The sequence below is a fragment of the Methanocaldococcus sp. genome (assembly GCF_024490875.1).
GTDB lineage: Archaea > AGJL01 > Methanococci > Methanococcales > Methanocaldococcaceae > Methanocaldococcus.
Genome location: NZ_JACCLX010000026.1, coordinates 18,647 through 38,375, shown reverse-complemented (window position 1 = coordinate 38,375; position 19,729 = coordinate 18,647). Strand labels below are relative to the sequence as shown.

General features: G+C 29.1%; 23 protein-coding genes and 1 tRNA gene. 9 read left to right on the top strand and 15 right to left on the bottom strand.

What is annotated here, in order from left to right:
• Nucleotides 1-16: 16 nt before the first annotated feature.
• The 3 genes from HZY31_RS04880 (at nucleotide 17) to HZY31_RS04870 (ending at nucleotide 1,622) form a co-directional block, all read left to right on the top strand.
• Nucleotides 17-101, top strand: a tRNA-Ser gene (locus HZY31_RS04880).
• A gap of 201 nt (nucleotides 102-302) precedes the next feature.
• Complete coding sequence (locus HZY31_RS04875) at nucleotides 303-782, top strand: PUA domain-containing protein (protein WP_297318321.1); 480 nt, start codon at nucleotides 303-305, stop codon at nucleotides 780-782.
• A 36-nt stretch (nucleotides 783-818) separates the two neighbouring features.
• Nucleotides 819-1,622 (top strand): hypothetical protein, encoded by an 804-nt coding sequence (locus HZY31_RS04870; RefSeq protein WP_297318320.1) that lies wholly within the window; start codon nucleotides 819-821, stop codon nucleotides 1,620-1,622.
• A gap of 11 nt (nucleotides 1,623-1,633) precedes the next feature.
• On the opposite strand, the gene HZY31_RS04865 is transcribed toward HZY31_RS04870, so the two are convergent.
• The 6 genes from HZY31_RS04865 to HZY31_RS04840 form a co-directional block, all read right to left on the bottom strand.
• The gene (locus HZY31_RS04865; protein WP_297318319.1) at nucleotides 1,634-2,659 is read right to left on the bottom strand and encodes an NOG1 family protein; all 1,026 of its coding nucleotides are present in this window, start codon (nucleotides 2,657-2,659) and stop codon (nucleotides 1,634-1,636) included.
• A gap of 131 nt (nucleotides 2,660-2,790) precedes the next feature.
• Nucleotides 2,791-3,183 carry a DUF126 domain-containing protein gene (locus tag HZY31_RS04860; RefSeq protein ID WP_297318318.1) on the bottom strand — a complete coding sequence of 131 codons (393 nt, stop codon included), beginning with the start codon at nucleotides 3,181-3,183 and terminating at the stop codon, nucleotides 2,791-2,793.
• Nucleotides 3,184-3,196: 13 nt separating this feature from the next.
• Entirely contained in the window at nucleotides 3,197-3,637 is a 441-nt protein-coding gene (pyrI, locus tag HZY31_RS04855) for an aspartate carbamoyltransferase regulatory subunit (protein ID WP_297318317.1), read from the bottom strand.
• Between the two features lie 15 nt (nucleotides 3,638-3,652).
• On the bottom strand, nucleotides 3,653-4,936 hold the full coding sequence (locus HZY31_RS04850) for a CBS domain-containing protein (protein WP_297318316.1): 1,284 nt from the start codon (nucleotides 4,934-4,936) through the stop codon (nucleotides 3,653-3,655).
• 123 nt (nucleotides 4,937-5,059) lie between these two features.
• Complete coding sequence (locus HZY31_RS04845) at nucleotides 5,060-5,917, bottom strand: fumarate hydratase (RefSeq protein WP_297318315.1); 858 nt, start codon at nucleotides 5,915-5,917, stop codon at nucleotides 5,060-5,062.
• Nucleotides 5,918-5,961: 44 nt separating this feature from the next.
• A complete protein-coding gene (locus HZY31_RS04840) occupies nucleotides 5,962-6,615 on the bottom strand; it encodes a histidinol phosphate phosphatase domain-containing protein (protein WP_297318314.1) in 654 nt (217 codons plus the stop codon).
• Between the two features lie 138 nt (nucleotides 6,616-6,753).
• Here HZY31_RS04840 and HZY31_RS04835 point away from each other — a divergent pair, with 138 nt between their 5' ends.
• On the top strand, nucleotides 6,754-7,509 hold the full coding sequence (locus tag HZY31_RS04835; protein WP_297318313.1) for an N-glycosylase/DNA lyase: 756 nt from the start codon (nucleotides 6,754-6,756) through the stop codon (nucleotides 7,507-7,509).
• Between the two features lie 6 nt (nucleotides 7,510-7,515).
• Here the strand turns inward: HZY31_RS04835 and apgM are convergent, their stop codons facing one another.
• Genes apgM through HZY31_RS04820 form a run of 3 tightly spaced genes read right to left on the bottom strand, consistent with a single transcriptional unit; the run spans nucleotide 7,516 to nucleotide 10,294 of the window.
• A complete protein-coding gene (apgM, locus tag HZY31_RS04830; protein WP_297318312.1) occupies nucleotides 7,516-8,802 on the bottom strand; it encodes a 2,3-bisphosphoglycerate-independent phosphoglycerate mutase in 1,287 nt (428 codons plus the stop codon).
• A 14-nt stretch (nucleotides 8,803-8,816) separates the two neighbouring features.
• Nucleotides 8,817-9,626, bottom strand: coding sequence for a hypothetical protein (locus HZY31_RS04825; RefSeq protein WP_297318311.1), 810 nt, complete (start codon nucleotides 9,624-9,626; stop codon nucleotides 8,817-8,819).
• A gap of 5 nt (nucleotides 9,627-9,631) precedes the next feature.
• The gene (locus HZY31_RS04820; RefSeq protein ID WP_297318310.1) at nucleotides 9,632-10,294 is read right to left on the bottom strand and encodes a sugar phosphate isomerase/epimerase family protein; all 663 of its coding nucleotides are present in this window, start codon (nucleotides 10,292-10,294) and stop codon (nucleotides 9,632-9,634) included.
• A gap of 100 nt (nucleotides 10,295-10,394) precedes the next feature.
• Here HZY31_RS04820 and HZY31_RS04815 point away from each other — a divergent pair, with 100 nt between their 5' ends.
• The 5 genes from HZY31_RS04815 to bioA all read left to right on the top strand — a co-directional run bounded on the left by HZY31_RS04815 (nucleotide 10,395) and on the right by bioA (nucleotide 14,904).
• Entirely contained in the window at nucleotides 10,395-10,844 is a 450-nt protein-coding gene (locus HZY31_RS04815) for an HAD family hydrolase (protein WP_297318309.1), read from the top strand.
• 26 nt (nucleotides 10,845-10,870) lie between these two features.
• Nucleotides 10,871-11,572 (top strand): 6-carboxyhexanoate--CoA ligase, encoded by a 702-nt coding sequence (locus tag HZY31_RS04810; protein ID WP_297318308.1) that lies wholly within the window; start codon nucleotides 10,871-10,873, stop codon nucleotides 11,570-11,572.
• Between the two features lie 59 nt (nucleotides 11,573-11,631).
• Entirely contained in the window at nucleotides 11,632-12,741 is a 1,110-nt protein-coding gene (bioF, locus tag HZY31_RS04805; RefSeq protein ID WP_297318307.1) for an 8-amino-7-oxononanoate synthase, read from the top strand.
• A 125-nt stretch (nucleotides 12,742-12,866) separates the two neighbouring features.
• Nucleotides 12,867-13,517 carry a dethiobiotin synthase gene (bioD, locus tag HZY31_RS04800; RefSeq protein ID WP_297318349.1) on the top strand — a complete coding sequence of 217 codons (651 nt, stop codon included), beginning with the start codon at nucleotides 12,867-12,869 and terminating at the stop codon, nucleotides 13,515-13,517.
• A gap of 1 nt (nucleotide 13,518) precedes the next feature.
• Nucleotides 13,519-14,904: an adenosylmethionine--8-amino-7-oxononanoate transaminase gene (bioA, locus tag HZY31_RS04795; protein ID WP_297318306.1), complete on the top strand. Its 1,386-nt coding sequence runs from the start codon at nucleotides 13,519-13,521 to the stop codon at nucleotides 14,902-14,904.
• A 2-nt stretch (nucleotides 14,905-14,906) separates the two neighbouring features.
• On the opposite strand, the gene HZY31_RS04790 is transcribed toward bioA, so the two are convergent.
• Genes HZY31_RS04790 through ehbF form a run of 6 tightly spaced genes read right to left on the bottom strand, consistent with a single transcriptional unit; the run spans nucleotide 14,907 to nucleotide 19,727 of the window.
• Complete coding sequence (locus tag HZY31_RS04790) at nucleotides 14,907-15,413, bottom strand: 4Fe-4S binding protein (protein ID WP_297318305.1); 507 nt, start codon at nucleotides 15,411-15,413, stop codon at nucleotides 14,907-14,909.
• A 28-nt stretch (nucleotides 15,414-15,441) separates the two neighbouring features.
• Nucleotides 15,442-16,857 (bottom strand): 4Fe-4S binding protein, encoded by a 1,416-nt coding sequence (locus HZY31_RS04785; protein WP_297318304.1) that lies wholly within the window; start codon nucleotides 16,855-16,857, stop codon nucleotides 15,442-15,444.
• 28 nt (nucleotides 16,858-16,885) lie between these two features.
• Nucleotides 16,886-17,122 (bottom strand): hypothetical protein, encoded by a 237-nt coding sequence (locus tag HZY31_RS04780; RefSeq protein ID WP_297318303.1) that lies wholly within the window; start codon nucleotides 17,120-17,122, stop codon nucleotides 16,886-16,888.
• 20 nt (nucleotides 17,123-17,142) lie between these two features.
• Complete coding sequence (locus HZY31_RS04775; protein ID WP_297318302.1) at nucleotides 17,143-17,934, bottom strand: Na(+)/H(+) antiporter subunit B; 792 nt, start codon at nucleotides 17,932-17,934, stop codon at nucleotides 17,143-17,145.
• 13 nt (nucleotides 17,935-17,947) lie between these two features.
• Nucleotides 17,948-18,268 (bottom strand): hypothetical protein, encoded by a 321-nt coding sequence (locus HZY31_RS04770; RefSeq protein ID WP_297318301.1) that lies wholly within the window; start codon nucleotides 18,266-18,268, stop codon nucleotides 17,948-17,950.
• Between the two features lie 13 nt (nucleotides 18,269-18,281).
• Nucleotides 18,282-19,727 carry an energy conserving hydrogenase EhbF gene (gene ehbF / locus HZY31_RS04765; protein ID WP_297318300.1) on the bottom strand — a complete coding sequence of 482 codons (1,446 nt, stop codon included), beginning with the start codon at nucleotides 19,725-19,727 and terminating at the stop codon, nucleotides 18,282-18,284.
• Nucleotides 19,728-19,729: the final 2 nt, after the last annotated feature.

Below are 19,729 nucleotides of genomic sequence, written 5' to 3'. Positions count from 1 at the left end.
TGTTTGCTTTCTTAGTGCGGGGGTGGCCCAGCCTGGTACGGCGCGGGACTGCTAATCCCGTTGGGCATCGCCCAGCCCGGGTTCAAATCCCGGCCCCCGCGTCATACTTTTACTTTTTTATTTGAGCTTATTTGTTTAAGTCCTACAATATTTTACTCTCCTTTTATGTAATATCTCAATGAATCTTTGAAAGGACTATATTTTGATATAGTAGATATTATATAGTTATAAGATTTTAAATCCAAGTATATCCAAATATTTCCATAAATTAAATTATGTAAAATTAAGCAAAAAGTGAAACTATGAAATTTAGAAAATTAAAAAAAAGAGAAATTGATTTGATAAAAGAGGAGTTATGTAGATATACTGAAAAAAGTTACGCTAATAATTTTAAATATGAAAATTTAGTTGTTTTAGAGGGAAATTGGTTAACTGTTTGCTACACCAATGAAGAAACAATAAAAAATTTAAATAAGTTTGAGGAGATATTTTCAGTAGGAAATATATTTGGTGAAATTAAAAGAAAATTTAGATTATCTTTAGAGGGTTTTACATTAATATCTCCATATATAATAAATAACTATGCAGTTGTAAATAAAAAAGGTGAAACATTATTTTTATATGGAAGAGATATATTTAAAGAGTCAATTATAGAGGTTAAGGGCTCTGGGAGAATAGTTGTCTTTAATGAGAATAAAGAAGTTTTAGGTATAGGATTTTTAGAAAATAATATTATTAAAAATATAAAAGATAAAGGATGGTATTTAAGAGAAGGAGGATAAGTTATAGATACCATATAACTAATTTAGGTGAAATTAATGAAGTCTAAGGAATTAGCTCAAAAAATTTTATATGATATTTACAAAAATTTAGATGAATTTTCAAAGGACATAATTAGAGGAGATCTTGCTGAAATTGAATTTAAAGGATTTTACATAAAAGGAAAAAATGGGGAGAAAGTTTATATTAGAAATTTAGAAGATTTTAAAAACTTGGAAGATTTTGAAGTAGAAATGAGGAAGTATAAATTAAAAAGTATTAATTTAAAAAATTTAGACGATGGTTTAATGATTATTAATTTATCTTCAAGAGTTAGTAAAAACTACAAATTTGAGGGAAATAATTACTCAATAGTTTATCCTTCAAATAACAACACAACAATAGAACTTAAAGAGAGACTGTTAAAATGGATGGAGTTAAATGATGAAGAATTAGATGAAAAGATTATTGAATTTGATACTAAAATTAACAATATACTTGAAGATTTATTGGAAAATATAAACATAAAAGAAGAAATATCAGTTTATGTAGATGTGTTTATGGATATAAATAAAATAGAGAACTTTGTAGAAAAATATGATGATGACAAAATAATAATTTGGATACATCCTGTATTTTTATTCTCAAATGATGATGTTTTAAGAGGTCTTTTATCTTATGAACTTTCAAAATTTAAAAGTAAAGTGTTAGAGATAGGATATAGAGATGTTATAAAATACTGTAAGGAGTTAAAAAAATTAACTAACAAAAAGCCAAAGATTCTCGAAAAAATCAAAAATATTGCTAACAAATATGGTGATGCTGATTCATTAAACTTAATTAACGAAATTGAAAATGAATAAAAAATAAAAAATTAATTACTATTATTTGGAGATAAAAGTTTTTTAAAGAAATATTCTTTTAACTCCTCCAAACCAATTCCTTTATCAGCAGATATTTTAAATATTTTCTCCACTCCTATCTCTTTTAACTTTTCCTCTATATTTTTAATTTTTCCTTCATCCTCAACTAAATCAATTTTATTTATTGCTACAACAATAGGAACCTTAAATAATTCTTTTATCTCTTTTAATAAATTTAATTGCTCTTCAATTGTATAGCCGCAAAACTCACTTGCATCTATAATAAACAAAATTAAATTTGCTAAATAGTTTAATGCCAATATTGCCTGCAACTCTATATCATTTCTTTCATATAATGGACGATCTAACAATCCAGGAGTATCTACAATTTGAATATCTTCCATATATCCCATATTTATTCCTTTAGTTGTAAATGGATAGTTGTTTATTTCAACATCCGCCCCTGTCAATTTTTTTAACAATGTGGATTTTCCAACATTTGGATAGCCAGCGATTACAACAGTTGGAAGATTTTTAAATGTTGGTAAATTTTTCAATTTCTCCCTTGCAACTGCTACAAAAGCCATTTTTGGATGAATTTGATTTAATATAGACTTTACTCTCCCAACGAATTCTTTTCTTAATTTTCCTGCCTGTTGTGGAGTTCTTGCTTTTCTAATCTTTTTAGCATACTCATTACCTAATTTTCTAACTAATTCAGAGGCCCACTTAAATGCACCCATTGACTTTTTAAATTCATCTACTCCTACTAAAACTTCAACCATTTCCTGATAAAATTTAGGTAGTTCTCTTACTGGGGGAGTTTTATCTATAACCTTTTGTAAATTGTCTGCCACAACTGACGCAATAGTTCTAACTTTATGCTCCTCTACATATCTCGCCTTTAACAACCAAGGTAATTCTTTTTTTCTCATTTCATTGGCTACTTTTTCTCCCCTTCTTAATGCCTTAGATATTAATTCATCAGGCATCAATATAGTAGGCATTTTTTTAAAAGGATTTTCTTCTTTACTCATAAATTTCACCACATTTTAGTTTAAAATTTTAAAAATTTAAAAAATTTGACCTACAAATAAATTATATCAAAATCATTAAAAACTAAAAATAACGAACTTAAAATCCAATTAAATAATTAAAAATAAATATATTACTCTTTGTTTAAAATCTTTACAACTCCTCTATTTCCATCAACTATTATTGTATCTCCTGTTTTTATTTTTTCTATATCTACTTTATCAACCAATGGAATTCCTCCTAAAATAGCACCAGTAGCTACAATAGGCTCACATTCATTATTAACTATCCCTTTTAAAATTCCTCTTTTTGCCAAACCATATATAACATAAGAACCAACAGTACTCCCTTTTCCATAAGGGAATACAAAAATTTTTCCTTTCAATGATTGTCCATATATGTCGCTATCTTTGTCTATAACCTTTCCATCCTTATCAACTCCTCCCAAAAAAGAGAAGGGTTTTTTTGAGACAATTGCAATTCCCTTAACAACTCCTTTTGATATACTTCTACCTTTTAATTCCATAAAAATCCCTAAATTATTCAAAAACTATTTTATTTAAAACTTTTTCACAATAGTAACATCTAATTTTTAATGGATTTTTATTTTCTATTATAAACTTTCCTTTAATTTTCTCTTTATTTGTTATGCAGTTTGGATTTGTACATTTTAATATTCCCTCTATGTTATTTGGTATCTGTGGTTTAAGTTTTTTGACGACATTTCCATTTCTAATGATATTTATAGTTACATCAGGAGAAATTAAAGATATTTTATCAACATCCTTCTTTTTTAATTCAATTCCTTCAATTTTTAGAATATCTTTTTTACCCTTCTTTTTTGAAGGAACATTTATTGCTATCATTACAGAGGTTTCATTAGGAATGTTTAAAATTTTATATACCATTAACGCTTTTCCTGCATCTATGTGATCAATTACAGTTCCATTTCTAATTTTTTTTACTTTGAGTTCACTCAAAAGATCACCAAGGTGTTATTTTTCTTTATTTTGTTCTATATTTTCATTTTCTTTGGTATATTCTTCGGGAACATATTCTTCATATAGTTGCTCTTTAATTTCTCTTCCTATATGTTTTGGATGATATTTATCAAAATCAGCCTCCAACTGTCTTAACACTGAGTCTAATGATTCCTTTAATATGTCTATAAATTCCCATCTTTCGTGCTCTGAAATATATGCGATATCTTCCCCTTCTGCTTCTAATTTATTAGGTAATGAAGCTTTTGGTCTGCCTTCTCCAACATACAACTTATTTGGAGTTTTTACATATGTTGTAATTCTATAATATGGAACTCCTCCCTTATCTCTATCTTTTTTAATATTTATCTTTATCCAGTGAATTTTTCCTGCCTGTTTAACCATCTTTTTGACTTCTGTTGCAATAATTCTTTCTGCAAGATCTTTAACTTCTGGATCTAACATTCCATGAATTTCTACTTCAATCATTGCTCCTTTTTTCAAATCAGCTATATACTTTATAATGTCTAACCTTGTAACAATTCCCTTTAAAGACTTACCTTTTACAACAGGAACTCCCCTAATATCATACTCTTGCATAACTCTTGCCGCATCTGCTGCACTTGCATCTACATCAACAGTTATTAATGGGGTATTCATAATTAACTTAACTGGCTGTCCCATTCTTGGAACTTTTTCTCCTTTTACTTCTCCATAAGTCATTCTTCTTTTTGGTTTGTAAATCTTTTTGATAATATCTACCTCAGTAACCATTCCAACAGGATTTCCTTCATCATCAACAACTACCAACCTACCAATGTTATTATCTCTCATTAATGCTCTTGCCTTACCAATAGAATCATTTTCATTGATTGTTATTATATTTCTCGTCATTATCTTTGTAATTTTAGTATCTTTCATTATCTTTGATCTTGCGGCTCTTGCCATAATGTCATAGTCAGTAATTATTCCTACTAATTTTCCTTCATCATTTACTATTGGTGCTGCTCTTTGCCCACTTTCAAGCATTTCACATACAGCGTCTAAAACAGGAGTATCTTCGTGTATGTAGTGTGGCTTATACATTAATGTTCTAACTTCTTCCTGAACTGATGATGCTAATAATAAATCTCTTATACTTATTAAATAGTATTCCTCTTTATCATCTTTCTTATCAACTACAATTAAATGGTGAAAGCCATTCTCTTCCATTATACCTATTGCTTTTGATATTGGGGTTTCAGGAGTTACTGTAACAACATCTCTTGTCATTATTTCCTTTACTGGTTCTGTAAACATTTATCTCACCTTTAACTTATAATTTTATAATTAAATTAAGAGAATTGGCATTTATAAACCTATCTACCAAAGGCTATAAAAATATAGAACTTTGCATAATTTATATAATTTTTCGATACTTAATTAGATGGTTATTTCATCTATTTTTACTTTTTTATATGCTTTTCTATCCGCCCAGCATTGAATGCAAATTCCTACTGGTAATGAGGCAGTATGACATCCAGATATTTCAATAAATACATCTAAGGCAGTTATTTTGCCTCCCAAACCCATAGGTCCAATACCCAATTTATTTATATCTTCTAAAAGTTCCCTTTCCAATTTTGCTATATTTTCATCTTTATGTCTCTCTCCTATATTTCTTAACAATGCTTTTTTAGCTAACTTTAATGCTACATCAGATGTTCCTCCAATACCTATGCCTATAACTATTGGAGGGCATGGCTTTCCCCCAGCATTTGCAACAGTTTCAAGGACAAATTTCTTTATTCCTTTAATTCCCTCTGAAGGAGTAAGCATCTTTAAAGCACTCATATTTTCGCTACCAGCACCTTTTGGGAAAACAGTTATTTCTATCTCTCTATCCAAGTTTTTATCAAATTCAATATTTATAAATGGAGCATTTAAACCAACATTAGTGCCAAAATTTTCTCTCGTCAATGGATGAACTACATTAGGTCTTAATGGAATTTCGTTTGTTGCTCTTTTTACACCTTCTTTAATTTCTTCGATAATTTTTATAATTTCTGATGAATTTATGTTTTTTCCAATTTTTAAAAATATTATTGGGACTCCAGTATCTTGACATAGTGGAATCTCTTTTTCCTCTGCAATTTTGTTATTTTCTATGATTGCTTTTAAAATGTTTTTTGATATCCCTTCCTCTTTATTATAGGCATCTTCAATTGCTTTTTTAACATCATCTGGAAGGTAGATAACTGCCTCCTTAAACAATTCAACAACAATATCAGAGATTTTCATTCTTTCACCTAATTTTGAGTTTTTTTATTTTTGTTTATAAAATATTAAATTCTCTTCAATAACTCTTTTGGATAATGTAATAAAGTATTTTCCAATTCTTTATTTGTTAATCCTGCTCCTAAACCAACCTTTTTTGCAAATTCTATATCTATTAAATCATCTGGTGAATGTGCATCAGTATTTATTAAAGTTTTTAATTCAAACTCTCTGGCAATATTGGCAACAAAACCATTTGTTATATTATGCCCTCTTCTTGAAGTAATTTCAACAAATACATCATTTTCTTTCAAATTTTCAGCAGTTTCTTTATCAATAAATCCTGGATGAGCTAAGATATCAACATCTTCAGATATTGATGCATAATAATTAGTTTTTTCTTCAACTGGCTCAACAACTGTCTCTCCATGAACAACAACAATCTCAGCCCCCAAATCTTTAGATTTTTTTGCCAACTTTGGAATAGATTTTGGTGGGATGTGTGTTAGCTCAACTCCAACAATAACAATAATATCCCAGTATTTTTTTAATTCTTCTTTTGCAAGGATTGTTTTTTCAATTAACTCCTTATAATTACTCGCATCTGCGTGGTCAGTTATTGCTATTGCCTTATGCTTTAAAACCATAGCCCTCCTAACTAATTCAGAAGGTATTAACTCTCCATCGCTAAATACCGTATGCGTATGAAAATCATATCTCACCTTATCACCAATTGTTTGATACAGATTTAGATAAAGTTAGATAAAGTTAAATATCTTTATTAAGATTTTTCAACATAATCTGGCTTAATTATATTAATATTTTTTAATTGATAATTAGTCCTAATGGTGAGTTTTATTATGAACAGTGAAAAAATAGAGAAACTAAAATCAATATTAAAAGAACTTGGTATAAATACTGCAAGAGAATTAGAGGAAAATGTTGATTTACAGTATTTGTATTTAAAAAATCTCCAAAAAAATCTTAAAGATGATGAATTATTTATTAAATTGGTTATTCTCAATGCATTGGTTAGTTATCAACTATCGTCAACGGGAGAACTCTGGTGGAAAGAATTTTCAAATTATTGGTCAGATAAAGAGATTAAAGATGATGATATTTTTAAAGAATACAAAGATTTTTTATTAAATTGTAAAAGTAATAGAAGACTTTTAAATATAAAAATAAAAAGAATTGATAAGATAAAACCCTTTTTAGAAAATCTAAATATTGAAGATATTAAAGAATATTACAAAAATATGAATATATTTAGAAATCATATAGCAAATCAATTAAAAACAAAAAAAGAATCTAAGACAGTAGTATTTACAGTTAAAATGTTTGGATATGCTTCGAGAATATCGTTTAATAACTTCATCCCATACCCTATGGAAATAGAGATACCAAAAGATAGTAGAATTGAAAAATATACAAAAAAATTCACTAACGAAGATCCTATAAAATTTTGGAAAAAAATTGGTAAGGAAACTAACATTCCTCCACTACATATAGATTCTATTCTTTGGCCTGTCCTCGGAAAATCTTATGAAGTTAGAGAAAGATTAAAAAAATACTGTAAAAAATCAGATTTAATTTTTAAGTTAGTGGATTTATAAGATTAGTTACTCAACTCTTAAATGTTTTGTTTTACTGTCATCTGGAATGTATCTTAAAATTTTATTTGGCCTTAAACCATACAATAAAGCCCTATCTGTGTAATTTAAAATAATATTCATCAAATCATTTGCTTTTATATATAAACTTCCCTTTGCACAGGCTCTTTCATTAAATTCCTTAACATCATCTCTCCTAACATTCTTTCCAACTATTGCTATTGGAACACTCTCCCCAGAGTGGATTAAGTTCCCAACAGAAGGAGTAGAGTGATCTCCAGTAATAATAATTAAATCGTCCTCTAAACTCAATAATGGCTCTAAACATGCGTCAATTTTCTCAATAACTTCCTTTTTAAATTCTGGATTTTTTGTGTGGGCAGCTTCATCTATCTCCTTAGTATGGATGTGAATGAAATCATAATCTAAATCAACAGCCATCTCAACTGCCTTTTTAAAATCTCCACATTTAATATAATCCATTCCTAAAAACTTAGCCAAACCTCTAAAAACTGAACTATTTGCAATAACAATCCCTCTCATTCCCCACCTTTCACTAAATTCCTCTACTTTTTTATATTTCCCAGCCCATTTTGTTAATAGCATGTTTGCCTTTTGTTTTCCAATTTTTGCCCTTTTTCTATTTATATCATGGTTATCCAATTCTTTAAAACACTTTATTAAGTATTCATTTAACGCCTCTGCTGTAGATTTTGCTTTATTATACTCTATTTTACTATCACAAAGCTCTTTTACTGGACAGATTTTCATAACATGCCTATCTTTATAAAATGGGTCACTATCTGAAATTTTGTCAGAAATCCAACCATTTTCTTCTCTAACTATTAAAATGCAATGAGTATCATAAGAATATTTTAACTCAAACCCATAACCATTGACATAGTTTGGCAAACTATCTATAAGTTTTTCTATTTCCTCTTTTGTTATGTTTTTTGTTCTCCTGTCTTTTACGAGCAATTCTCCATTGTGTTTTTCAACAAAGCCAAAAGTAGCTCTTAAATAAATCTCATTTTCTTTAACCTCTATATCTTCACCAACAGCCTCAATTAATCCCCTTCCAGGAAATTCTTTTAAACTGTATCCCCAGAGTAAAAAATGAGCTACTTCTGTCCCTAATGGAACTCCCTCCTTATAAGGGACAATTAATCCAGTAGAGCCTCTTTTTGCTAACTCATCTAAATTTGGAGTATTTGCCGCCTCCAAAGGAGTTTTATAATCTAAAATTTTTGAGGGTCTATCTCCTAAACCATCCAATAAAACTATTATTGCTCTCATAATATCACTTTATTTTAAATAAACTCTTTAACGATTTCAATATATCTAAAATCTCCTTTATAACATCTCTTAATAATCTCAACAGAAACAGGATATATAAACTCATCTAAAAATTTTCTAACTTTTTCTTCTTCAAATATAACTTTTCCTTCTTTATCCCTGTAATTTCCACTAAATACACATGAAAATTGCCTCTTTCCCTGTTCCCAATCTACACCAATAATTTCCTTTATTTTTTTGTTTTCTTTAACATATTTTATTGGAAGTTTTAATTCTACATTGAAATCTTTACATATTTTTTCATACACTTTTAAAACCATCTCTATTTGATCAATTTTAAAATCACCGTTATGATAAACTCTTTCTCCTCCTATTATTATTCTCCCTAACTGCTTTGATAATGGTATTCTCAAAATTCTTAAATATGCGTGACAACCTATACATGGAGTATAGAAACCAAATTTTTTAATGATTAATGAGACAAATCTTCCATTTAGTGCATTCCACAATTTTGGCTCAAACATGTAATGCAGAGGTAAAAGAATTTTATCATCATTGTAAAGATTTTTTACTCTTTTGTTTATTAATTCCCAATTTTTGTAAAATATATTTTTATCTCCATAATCTGTTCCAGTAAATGCAACCACCGGTAGTATAACATCAACTTCTTTAAATGCCTCTATTATTGCAGCAGCACTATCCTTTCCAGAAAATTCTCCAATTGCTATATCTTTCAGATTTATTCCAAACTCTTCTATAATTTTAAATGTCTCCTCTGAAAGTTCTAACTTATTAAATGAAGTTTTAAAATCAATGTAATACATTTGATTCACCTATACTCTTTTAAATATTCTTCACACATCTTTTTAGTTCTTATTATATCATCAATATTCATCAACTCAATGAGCCAGAAATCACACCCAACATCTAAAAGTTTATCTAATGTTAATTTTAAGTTTTTAAGATTTTTTGGAGCAATATGTCCAATTTTTGGAATCTCTAATTCATAAACATGGACATTATATATTCTATCTGAAAAAATCTCAATGTATTCAACTCTATTTTCATAATCAACATGTCCAATGTCAAAAGTTATTAAGCAATCTGTAAGGTCTGCTATCTCAATTAAATTATTTGGATTTGATGAAAATCCTACCCTTAAATTCTCAATGCAAATTTTTACATTTCTTTTTTTAGCATAATCAACCAATTTAGATAAGTTAGAAATTAAAACATCAATATTTGGCTCTTTTCTATTAGTTATATGAAGTGTTAAATAATCATAGTCAGAAATTTTATCAATGATATTTTTCAATATATTCAGAGCATTGTTATTTGCTTTTCCCAAATCCACGATTGGAGCGTGAAAGCCAACAATATTATCCATTTTTTTATTGTATGGGCAGAAATGTAAGCCCCAATCGATATATTCAAATTGTTCAAATTTTTTAATCTCTTTATTATTTTTAATTCTAACACATGCCCCAATCAAAAATGACCACCATCTTTATAAGATATTATGCACCTAATATATTTATAGTAATTAGAATATATAAACATATCATTAAAAAATCTAATAACAGGGTGATAATTTGATCATAATTTTTGACTTAAATGGAACAATAGCAACAGATGGAGTTATAAAAGATTCAACGAAAGAAAAAATAAAAGAATTATGTAAAAATCACCAAATTTTTATATTATCTGCTGATACATTTGGAACATTGAAAGATATAGAAAGAGAGTTAGGAGTAAAAGGAATAAAAATTGACAAAGAAAAGTTTAAAAGTGAAAAAATAGCAAAAAATGAAATTTTGAAGGAGATTAGAGAAAAATACAAAAATGAAAAAATTGTAGCCTTTGGAAATGGGGCTAATGATGAATTATTATTAAAAAATGCTGATTTAGGAATATGTGTTTTGGGGGATGAAGGGGCTTGGACTAAAACTTTACTAAATGCTGACATTGTTGTTAAAGATATTGATGACGGTTTAGATTTAATTTTAAAGGAAAAAAGATTGAAGGCTACAATGAGAGATTAAACTAAAATGAATTAAAATGGGAGAATATGTATAGCATAAAAATGAGGGCATCAAAAGATGGAAAACACATTTCTGGGGCTGAAAGAATTGTAAATAAAGAGGAAATTGAGGATGTTGCAAAAGAATTAATAAGAAGGGCATTAATGCATGAAAATGGAGTTCCTGACTTTATAAACATAAAAATTGAGGAGATTAAAGAAAATATAACCTACATTAATCACTTACCAATAAAAACAATAGAATGTAAAAATAAAGAGGAGGCAAGAGAAAAGGCAAGAGAGTTATTAAGAAATGAGGGCATTCCAGATGAATTAATAGATTATGCATTTAAGATTATTGATAAAGGAGGAATGAGAGGGGCGGCAATTTTAAATTTAAGAGGGGAGAGATTAGAGGTAGATAAAGAAAGAGGAATTAGAGTTAAAAATATAGATACGACAAAAGAACTAAAAGAGAAGATTTTAAATGAAAAATTAGGGACTGAAAGGACTGTTGATGCTATTGCAATAGCATCTAAGGTTATTCACTTAGGAGTTATAGCTGAGTTATGCACATCTGATAATAAGAGTTATACTACTGGTTATGTTGCAACTAAAAAGGGCTATTTTAGGATTACAAATTTAAAAGAAAAAGGAGAGAAAGGGGGGAGAGTATTTTTTGTTAAAAATGATGTTGATATAGAAGATTTGATATATAAATTAGAAAACAAGCCATTTATTATAAAATAATTTAAATTTAAAAATTAAAAGTTTCCTTTTTTTGCTCACAACTATAAAAGGGATTTCCTATGTTTAGAGAAAAATTGAAAAGAGAGATTGAAGTCATAAAAAACAATGGATTGTATAGATTTTTAAGAGAAAAAGGAGATAATATTTTAGATTTTTCCTCAAATGATTACCTTTGCTTATCAAAACATCCAGAGGTTATTGAAGCGGTTAAAGAAGGGCTAAAATATGGAACTGGTTCAACTGGTTCAAGATTAACATCTGGAAATATAAACCACCAAAGATTGGAAGAAAAAATAGCGGAGTTTAAAGAAACAGAGAGATCTTTGGTTTATTCATCTGGCTATGCTACAAATGTTGGAGTTATCTCTGCATTATGCAAAAAAGGAGATTTAATTTTAAGTGATAAACTTAATCATGCCTCTATCATTGATGGCTGTAGGTTAAGTAAGGCAGATGTTTTGATTTACAATCATTGTGATGTAGAACATCTATACAATTTAATTGAGGAAAATTGGAAAAAATACAACAATTTATTTATTATAACTGACGGCGTTTTTAGTATGGATGGTGATATAGCCCCACTTAAAGATTTAAAAAAGATAGCGGATGAGTTTAATGCCATTTTAATTATTGACGATGCACATGGGACAGGAGTTTTGGGAAATGGGAAAGGAAGTTTAAAACATTTTAATTTAAAACCTTCTGATAATATTATACAAATTGGGACTTTATCAAAGGCAATTGGGGGATTAGGAGGATTTGTTTGTGGAATTGAGGAAGTTATAGAGTATTTAATAAACACTTCGAGGAGTTTTATTTTTTCAACCGCTCTCCCTCCTCATGTTGTTGAAGGTTGCACTAAGGCATTTGAGATTATTGAGAGGGGAGATGTTGTTAAAAAACTTCAAAAAAACATAAAAATAGCAAATGAGATTTTTAAGAAAAATGGGTTTATTAAAAATAATAATTTAACTCCAATTTATCCATTCATTTTTAAAAAAAAGACAATGGAAATAGCAGAATATTTAATAAAAAATAACATCTTTTGTGTGGGAATTAGATATCCAACAGTTCCCAAAGGTTCAGAGAGGATAAGAGTAAGTATAAACGTTGGGCATAAAAAGGAAGATTTTGAATTGTTGTGTGAGAAGATTAAAGAGGCCTGTTGAAATCTTTTTTAGATTTTTCTTAAATAAAATAAGCATTTATTTGGTTTTCAATATCAATGATAATTGTAATTATCATTTTAGTAAGTTATTTAAATAACTGATTAAAATTTTTAATGGGTGAGATTATAATATTTGTAACAGGAACAGATACAGATGTAGGAAAAACTTATGTTTCAGCAATTTTGGCAGAGAATTTGAAAAAAATGGGAGTTAATGTTGGATATTTAAAGCCAGTTGAGACCGGAGGGAGAGAAGATACTTTAACTTTAAAAAATGTATTAAAAAATGATGATGATTTGGATTTGATGAATCCCATTAATTTAAAACTACCTTTGTCTCCAAATATTGCTTTTGATGTTGAAAATGTTTATTTAACTTTAGATGAGATAAAAAAGAAAATAAAAAATGCCTATAAAACTTTAAAAAACAAATACGATTTTTTAATTGTTGAAGGGGCAGGAGGAGTTTATGTTCCAATAAAAGAAAACTTTTTAATGAGTGATTTGATTAAGTTTTTAAATTTGGATGCAGTTGTGATTTCAAGACCTAATTTAGGGACTATAAACCATACATTATTAACTATTGAACATTTGAGGAATAAAGGAATTAATGTTAGAGGAGTTATTATTAACTGCATAACTGATTTAAATAAAGTTTTATATTATGAAAAAACATTTGAAACTATTGAAAAAGTTGGAAATATTGAGATAATTGGTATTGTCAAAAATAAAGAAGATTTTGTGATTGACTTTAAAAAAATATTATCAGGTGAATAAAATGAATATTGATAAAAATTTACTTGAAAAATGGGATAAAGAATATGTTTGGCATCCATATACACAAATGAAAGAATATAGAGAATCAAAAAATTTAATTATAGAGAGAGGGGAAGGGAATTATTTAATTGATATTTATGGAAATAAATATTTAGATGCTGTTTCATCTATATGGTGTAATCTATTTGGACACAATAGGAGGGAAATTATTGAAGCAATAAAAAATCAGGCTGATAAAATTTGTCACTCAACACTCTTAGGTTGTGGAAACGTCCCTTCTATTTTATTGGCAAAAAAATTAATAGACATTACTCCAAAGCATTTAACAAAGGTGTTTTATTCTGAAGATGGGGCAGAGGCTGTTGAGATTGCAGTTAAAATGGCTTATCAATATTATGTTTTGAGAGGAGATAAAGGAAGAACTAAATTCATTTCAGTTAAAGAGGGTTATCATGGAGACACTTTTGGAGCAATGAGTGTTGGAGGAAGCGAATTATTCCATGGGGTATTTAAACCTCTTTTGTTTAAAGGATATCATGCAAATCCTCCATACTGTTATAGATGCAAATACTACAACTTTAAAGATACTGATGAGAGAAATGAAAAAGGCTGTAATATGGAATGTTTAAATGAGATGATTAATTTAATTGAGAAGCATGCTGATGAGGTATTTTGTGTTATCCTTGAAGGAGGAGTTATGGGCTCTGCTGGAATGATACCATTCCCAGATGGATATATTGAGGAAGTAGCAAAGGCATGTAAAGAGAATGATATAATCTTTATTCTTGATGAAGTAGCGACAGGATTTGGAAGAACTGGAAAGATGTTCTTTTGTGATAATGAGAAATTAAAAAAATTAGAAAAGTCAGATATTCTCTGCTTAGGTAAAGGTATAACTGGAGGATATTTGCCATTAGCGGCAACTCTAACAACTGATGAAATATACAATCAATTCTTAGGAGAGTTTGGAGAGAGCAAACAACTATATCATGGACATACATATACTGGAAATCAACTTCTATGCTCTGCGGCATTGGCAACCTTAGAAATTTTTGAAAAAGAGAATGTAATAGAAAAAATTCAACCAAAAATAGATCTTTTGCATAGAGAATTAAGAAAATTAAAAGAACTTGAACACGTTGGAGATATTAGAGGAAGAGGTTTTATGGTAGGTATAGAGCTTGTAAAGAACAAAGAAACAAAAGAGCCATATCCTTATGGTTATAAGGCAGGATATAGAGTTGCTGAAAAACTTCTTGAAAAAGGAGTGTATATGAGACCAATAGGAAATGTTATTATCATATGTCCTCCTCTGTCAATTACTGAAGAAGAGATTAAATATTTATGCAACGCTTTATACGAGGCAATAAAAGAGGCTGATTTATAAGTTTATTTATTTTTACCCTCATTAAGTATCTTTCTTAAATTAATTGATAATATAGAACAAATTCTATTTAATTGTTCTTCAGAAATTTCAACTTTTTTCTTTAATATTTTTGAAATATCAATCTCTACATAATCCTCTCCAACATCTCTTGGGTGTATTGGAGATATTTCATTAAATACAGAAAAAACAGGACAAAAATCGTGACAGTATAGGCAATATACACATTTTTCATAATTAATTTTTGGAATCTTGTCCTTTACATAATTTTCAGTTATTTTGATAGTCTCAATAGGTATCATCTCAATTGCCTTAGTTGGACAAACATTTGCACATCCTTCACAACCTATACAGAGATCTTCAATTACTGTTCTTGGAATCTTAATCTTTCCAGATAATATAGCCTCTCTAATTTCTAAACTTGTATATCTTCCTGAACCAAAAATAATTCTTTCTAAGTTTTCATATATCCCAGTTAAAAATATTTTAGCAAAATTTTTAATCTCTTCCAAGGTAATCACCAAATTTTTAAAATTTATTCTAATCTCTTATTGGCTCTTTAACTTTCCACTTTCTGTGGAGATATATAGCTCTTGTAGGACAAATGTTGTAACAGGCTCCACAGTATTCACAAATATCTGTATCAATAACTCCATAATCTATGCAGTTGTTTGGACAGACTTTATTACATAAGCCGCATTTTATACAGAAATCCATATCAGTTCTAATAAATGAATTTTCTCTATCAACTATTTTCTTATAACCTGTTGTATTTGGAATTACATCTCTTGGACAATGAATAGCACAAGTTTCACACAATATACAGTCATCAGTAAATAAAACCACTTTATTACTCCTATCTATAATTATGGCATCTTTTGGACACACATTTGAGCAAGTTCCACAGAGTATGCAGTTTTCATCTTTAATACTCTTGAATTCAACAGTTGTTATTGATATTGCCTCCTCTTTACAGTTATTTATACATATACCACACAAAGAGCATCCTCCAACAATTATATCGTTTTTTAACCTTCTAACATCGTTAGGGCAGATTTCTACACATTTAAAACATTTCCAACACACATCTGGGCTATAAAATAAGTTTCCATTCTCAAATCTCAAAGATCCACTTGGACAATTCAGAGAGCACAATCCACAGTTTATACAGTAACTTGTAGGTTGAATCTTTTTATCTTCCTTAACTTTAACAACTTTAAAGTTTTCAACTTTTAAAGCATCATTTGGGCAGATTTCTACACATTTAAAGCAAAGAATACATTTATCATAATCTACTACTCCATTTTTAATAGCGTCTTTTGGACAATTCTCCCCACAGAGATTACAGGAAGTACATCCATTTATAGAATCAGGAATTATTGTTTCTCTTGGACATAGATAGGAGCATCTTAAACATCCAACGCACTTATCTCTATCAATTTTAATAGATTTTCTCTCTTTCTTCTCAATAATAATATTTTTTTGTGGTTTTGAAGATTCTACAAGTTTAACTTTTGTGAGAGTTTCTAATACTTTTAAATAACTTTCTGATAATTTTTCTCTTTTAGTTTGTATTAATTCATAAGAACTTACTCTCGCATTATAAGGACATACTTCAACGCAAACTCCACACATCGAACAAATTCCCATTGGAAACTTTTTCCCATCTTTTTCTACAATTTTTATTATATTTATAGGACAGACATTTGCACAAATTCCACAACCGTTACATCTTCTCCTATCAACATAAAGTCCTCCAAACTTGTTTCTTTTAATTGCCTTATTTGGGCAATTTCTCTCACACTCTCCACAGGTTAAACAGGAAAAACTCTTATTATTTAACAAAAATATCGCATCGGTAGGACATGCTTCAATGCATTTTGATGTTTTACTATAAAATGGGTAGGTTTTACACTCTTCATTTACTCTACATCTGTCCAATATTGTTATGATCATAACATATCACCAAAAAATAATTAAGATTTTAGGACATCTTTCCTCCAAATACTCTATTGCCCAAAATTATTCCAATTACAGAAGAGACAAATGTCAAAGATAATGGTAAATTGTAGTAAGGAAATGCCTTTAAAAAATAGGCAATAACTATGGATAATACAAGATATCCAAAAATATTTTTTATTTTCATTCTATACTTTGCCCCAATAAATACTCCAATAATAAAGGCAAGAATTGAGGGATAATATAAAGAGATATCTAACATTTTCCTTCACCACATTAACATTATTTGTTTAAAATTTCTTCTGACTTTTCAATTCTCTCAATAATAACTTTTTCACAAGATAGTAAAAAGGCAGCAGTAGATAATCCTGCTAAAACTTTTAATCCAACGGCAATATTTAGATATGGTATTATTCCAGCAGTAACTATTTCTTTTGGTGCTGGGAATATTGGAATATTATCAAAACTTGTAAAGATAAACAGATAATAGCCACCAATAAACATTCCTACGACTCCCAACAACAGATATGTTAAAGCCCCTATTGCCTCTAACTTTTCTAAGTATTTGTGATCAAACCACAATGGACTTTTAGAACCAAATGCTACAACTGACAATATCAAAGCAGATGCTATTAATGCTCCTCCTTGAAAACCTCCCCCAGGAGTTATGTGTCCTCCTAATATTGTTACAATTCCCAAGGCAACCATAAAAACACTTGCAGGAAATGCTAAAAATTTAATTATTGGTGTATATTCTCCCCATCCTTTTAAAGTTATATAATCATCAGTTTCCGGAGCCTTAAAAAGTTCTTTTAAGTATGTATTATCATATAAAGATTTTCCAAATACTACCCAAGAAACCATAACTGCAACAACTAAAACTAAACATTCTCCAAAAGTATCATACGCCCTCCATCCAAATATAACTGAACAAACATAGTTTGGAATAATATAATGAGTTAAATAAACTAAATTAACTCCTGGATTTACATGCATATTAGATAAACTGTATAGTATAGACGCTCCAAACACAAAGAATGATATTCCAGCAACTAAATCTCTTTTAGAGTTCATTTTACCACCCTAATTACATAAACTCAAAGTTGGTCATATAAATGCAGAAGGCTATTGCTCCCAAAAATATGGAGAGCCAGAATAGTTGATAATTTATAGCATTTGAATTTTCCTTTTTAAACCTAAAAATTAAAGGAGATACAGATAGAGAGAAAGCTAAGGTGGCTAAACCAAATAAAGTCATTAATGTTTTTCCATATATTCTACCAATAATTATAGAGCCAAATATAAACAATAAGTATAATGTGTATTCTCCAGCAAACACTGCTCCAACAGTAATTCCATCGCCATGTGAATCTTTATCTAACTCTTTTTGAAATTTGTCATAGTCCATAAAATCACCTAACTTATTTTAAACAATAAGAAACTCCCAATTCATTTGCATAGTTAAAAAGATACTTTGTTACGATCTCTGGATAAATTCCAAGGATTATACACAATGATGTTAATATAAATAAACTAAATATTGCAAGTTTAGGAACTCCCTTACTTTGATATTCTTTTATAGTCTCTTCATCAACTGGCTTTAAATATATCAAATAGAATGCCTTCATCATAGAAACAAAAGTTCCAATACTAACAATTATCATTATTATAGCTATTTCTGGCATATTTACTTGCATTGCCGCCTGAGCAAGCATCCATTTACTCTGAAACCCATTAAATGGTGGAACTCCTGAAATGGCAAGTTTAGCACACAAAACCATAAACGCAACAGAAGGTATTATTGGTAATAACCCCCCCAACTTGTGTAAATCACTACCTTTTTTATGGCTTACAATATACGCCCCCAAAAACAAGGCACTTTTATAAATAACGTGGTTTATTGCGTGAAAAATTCCAGCAACTATTCCCAAAGGCGTTCCTAATGCCAATCCTGTGGCAACATATCCCGCCTGACTTATAGCGTGATAAGATAAAAGTTTTTTATAATCACTCTGTAATAGAGCCATTACTACTCCAAACACCATTGCTAAAATTCCCAATGCCAATAAAACTGCATGAGTTCCTGAAAAATAAGGCAATCCATTGAATAGTTTTAAAATAATCAGCATAAATCCAACTAATATAAATTTTGAATATGTTTGCAGTATTGCAGAAATAAATCCCTTTGCCTTTGCATATATGTCTGCTTTAACATTGTGGAATGGAGGAAGTCCAGAACCATAAGCTAAACCTACTACTAATAGTAACAAACCTCCATATATCATAGGATTGTCAGACAAAATATATTTTTTCATATCTGTTATGTTTAAAGTTCCCGTAGATGCCAATAAAAAGGCAATTCCTAACAGCATTAACGAAGCGGCAATATTCCCCATTATAAGATATCTTAATCCAGATTTATATGCCTCTTCAGTTCCAGATAAGAATAATAATCCTACTTGAACAATTGATATTATTTCAAAAAATACATAGAAGTTAAATAGATCATCAGCTAAAACCATTGCCGCAACGCTTGCAAATCCCATTAAAGAGAGAGTTACAAACATATTATTTTTTAATTTTTCTCCCATTCCTGTAATTAAAACAAGAGAAACAATTATTGCTAAAACTACAAGAACAACCTGCTTTAATGGATTGTAGTAATAGGCAATCCCTGAAACCCATCCATCAAGAACTCCATAGCCTCCAAAGTAGTAATATCCATACTGCCCAATAAATGGAAGAATAATTAAAATAATTGCTATTAAAAATGTTAGATATTTAACTATCTTTTCCTTTCCATGCAGTAAATTCATTATTATTGCCATAATGAGTGGAAATATAATTATCATTGGAAGATAATTCATTC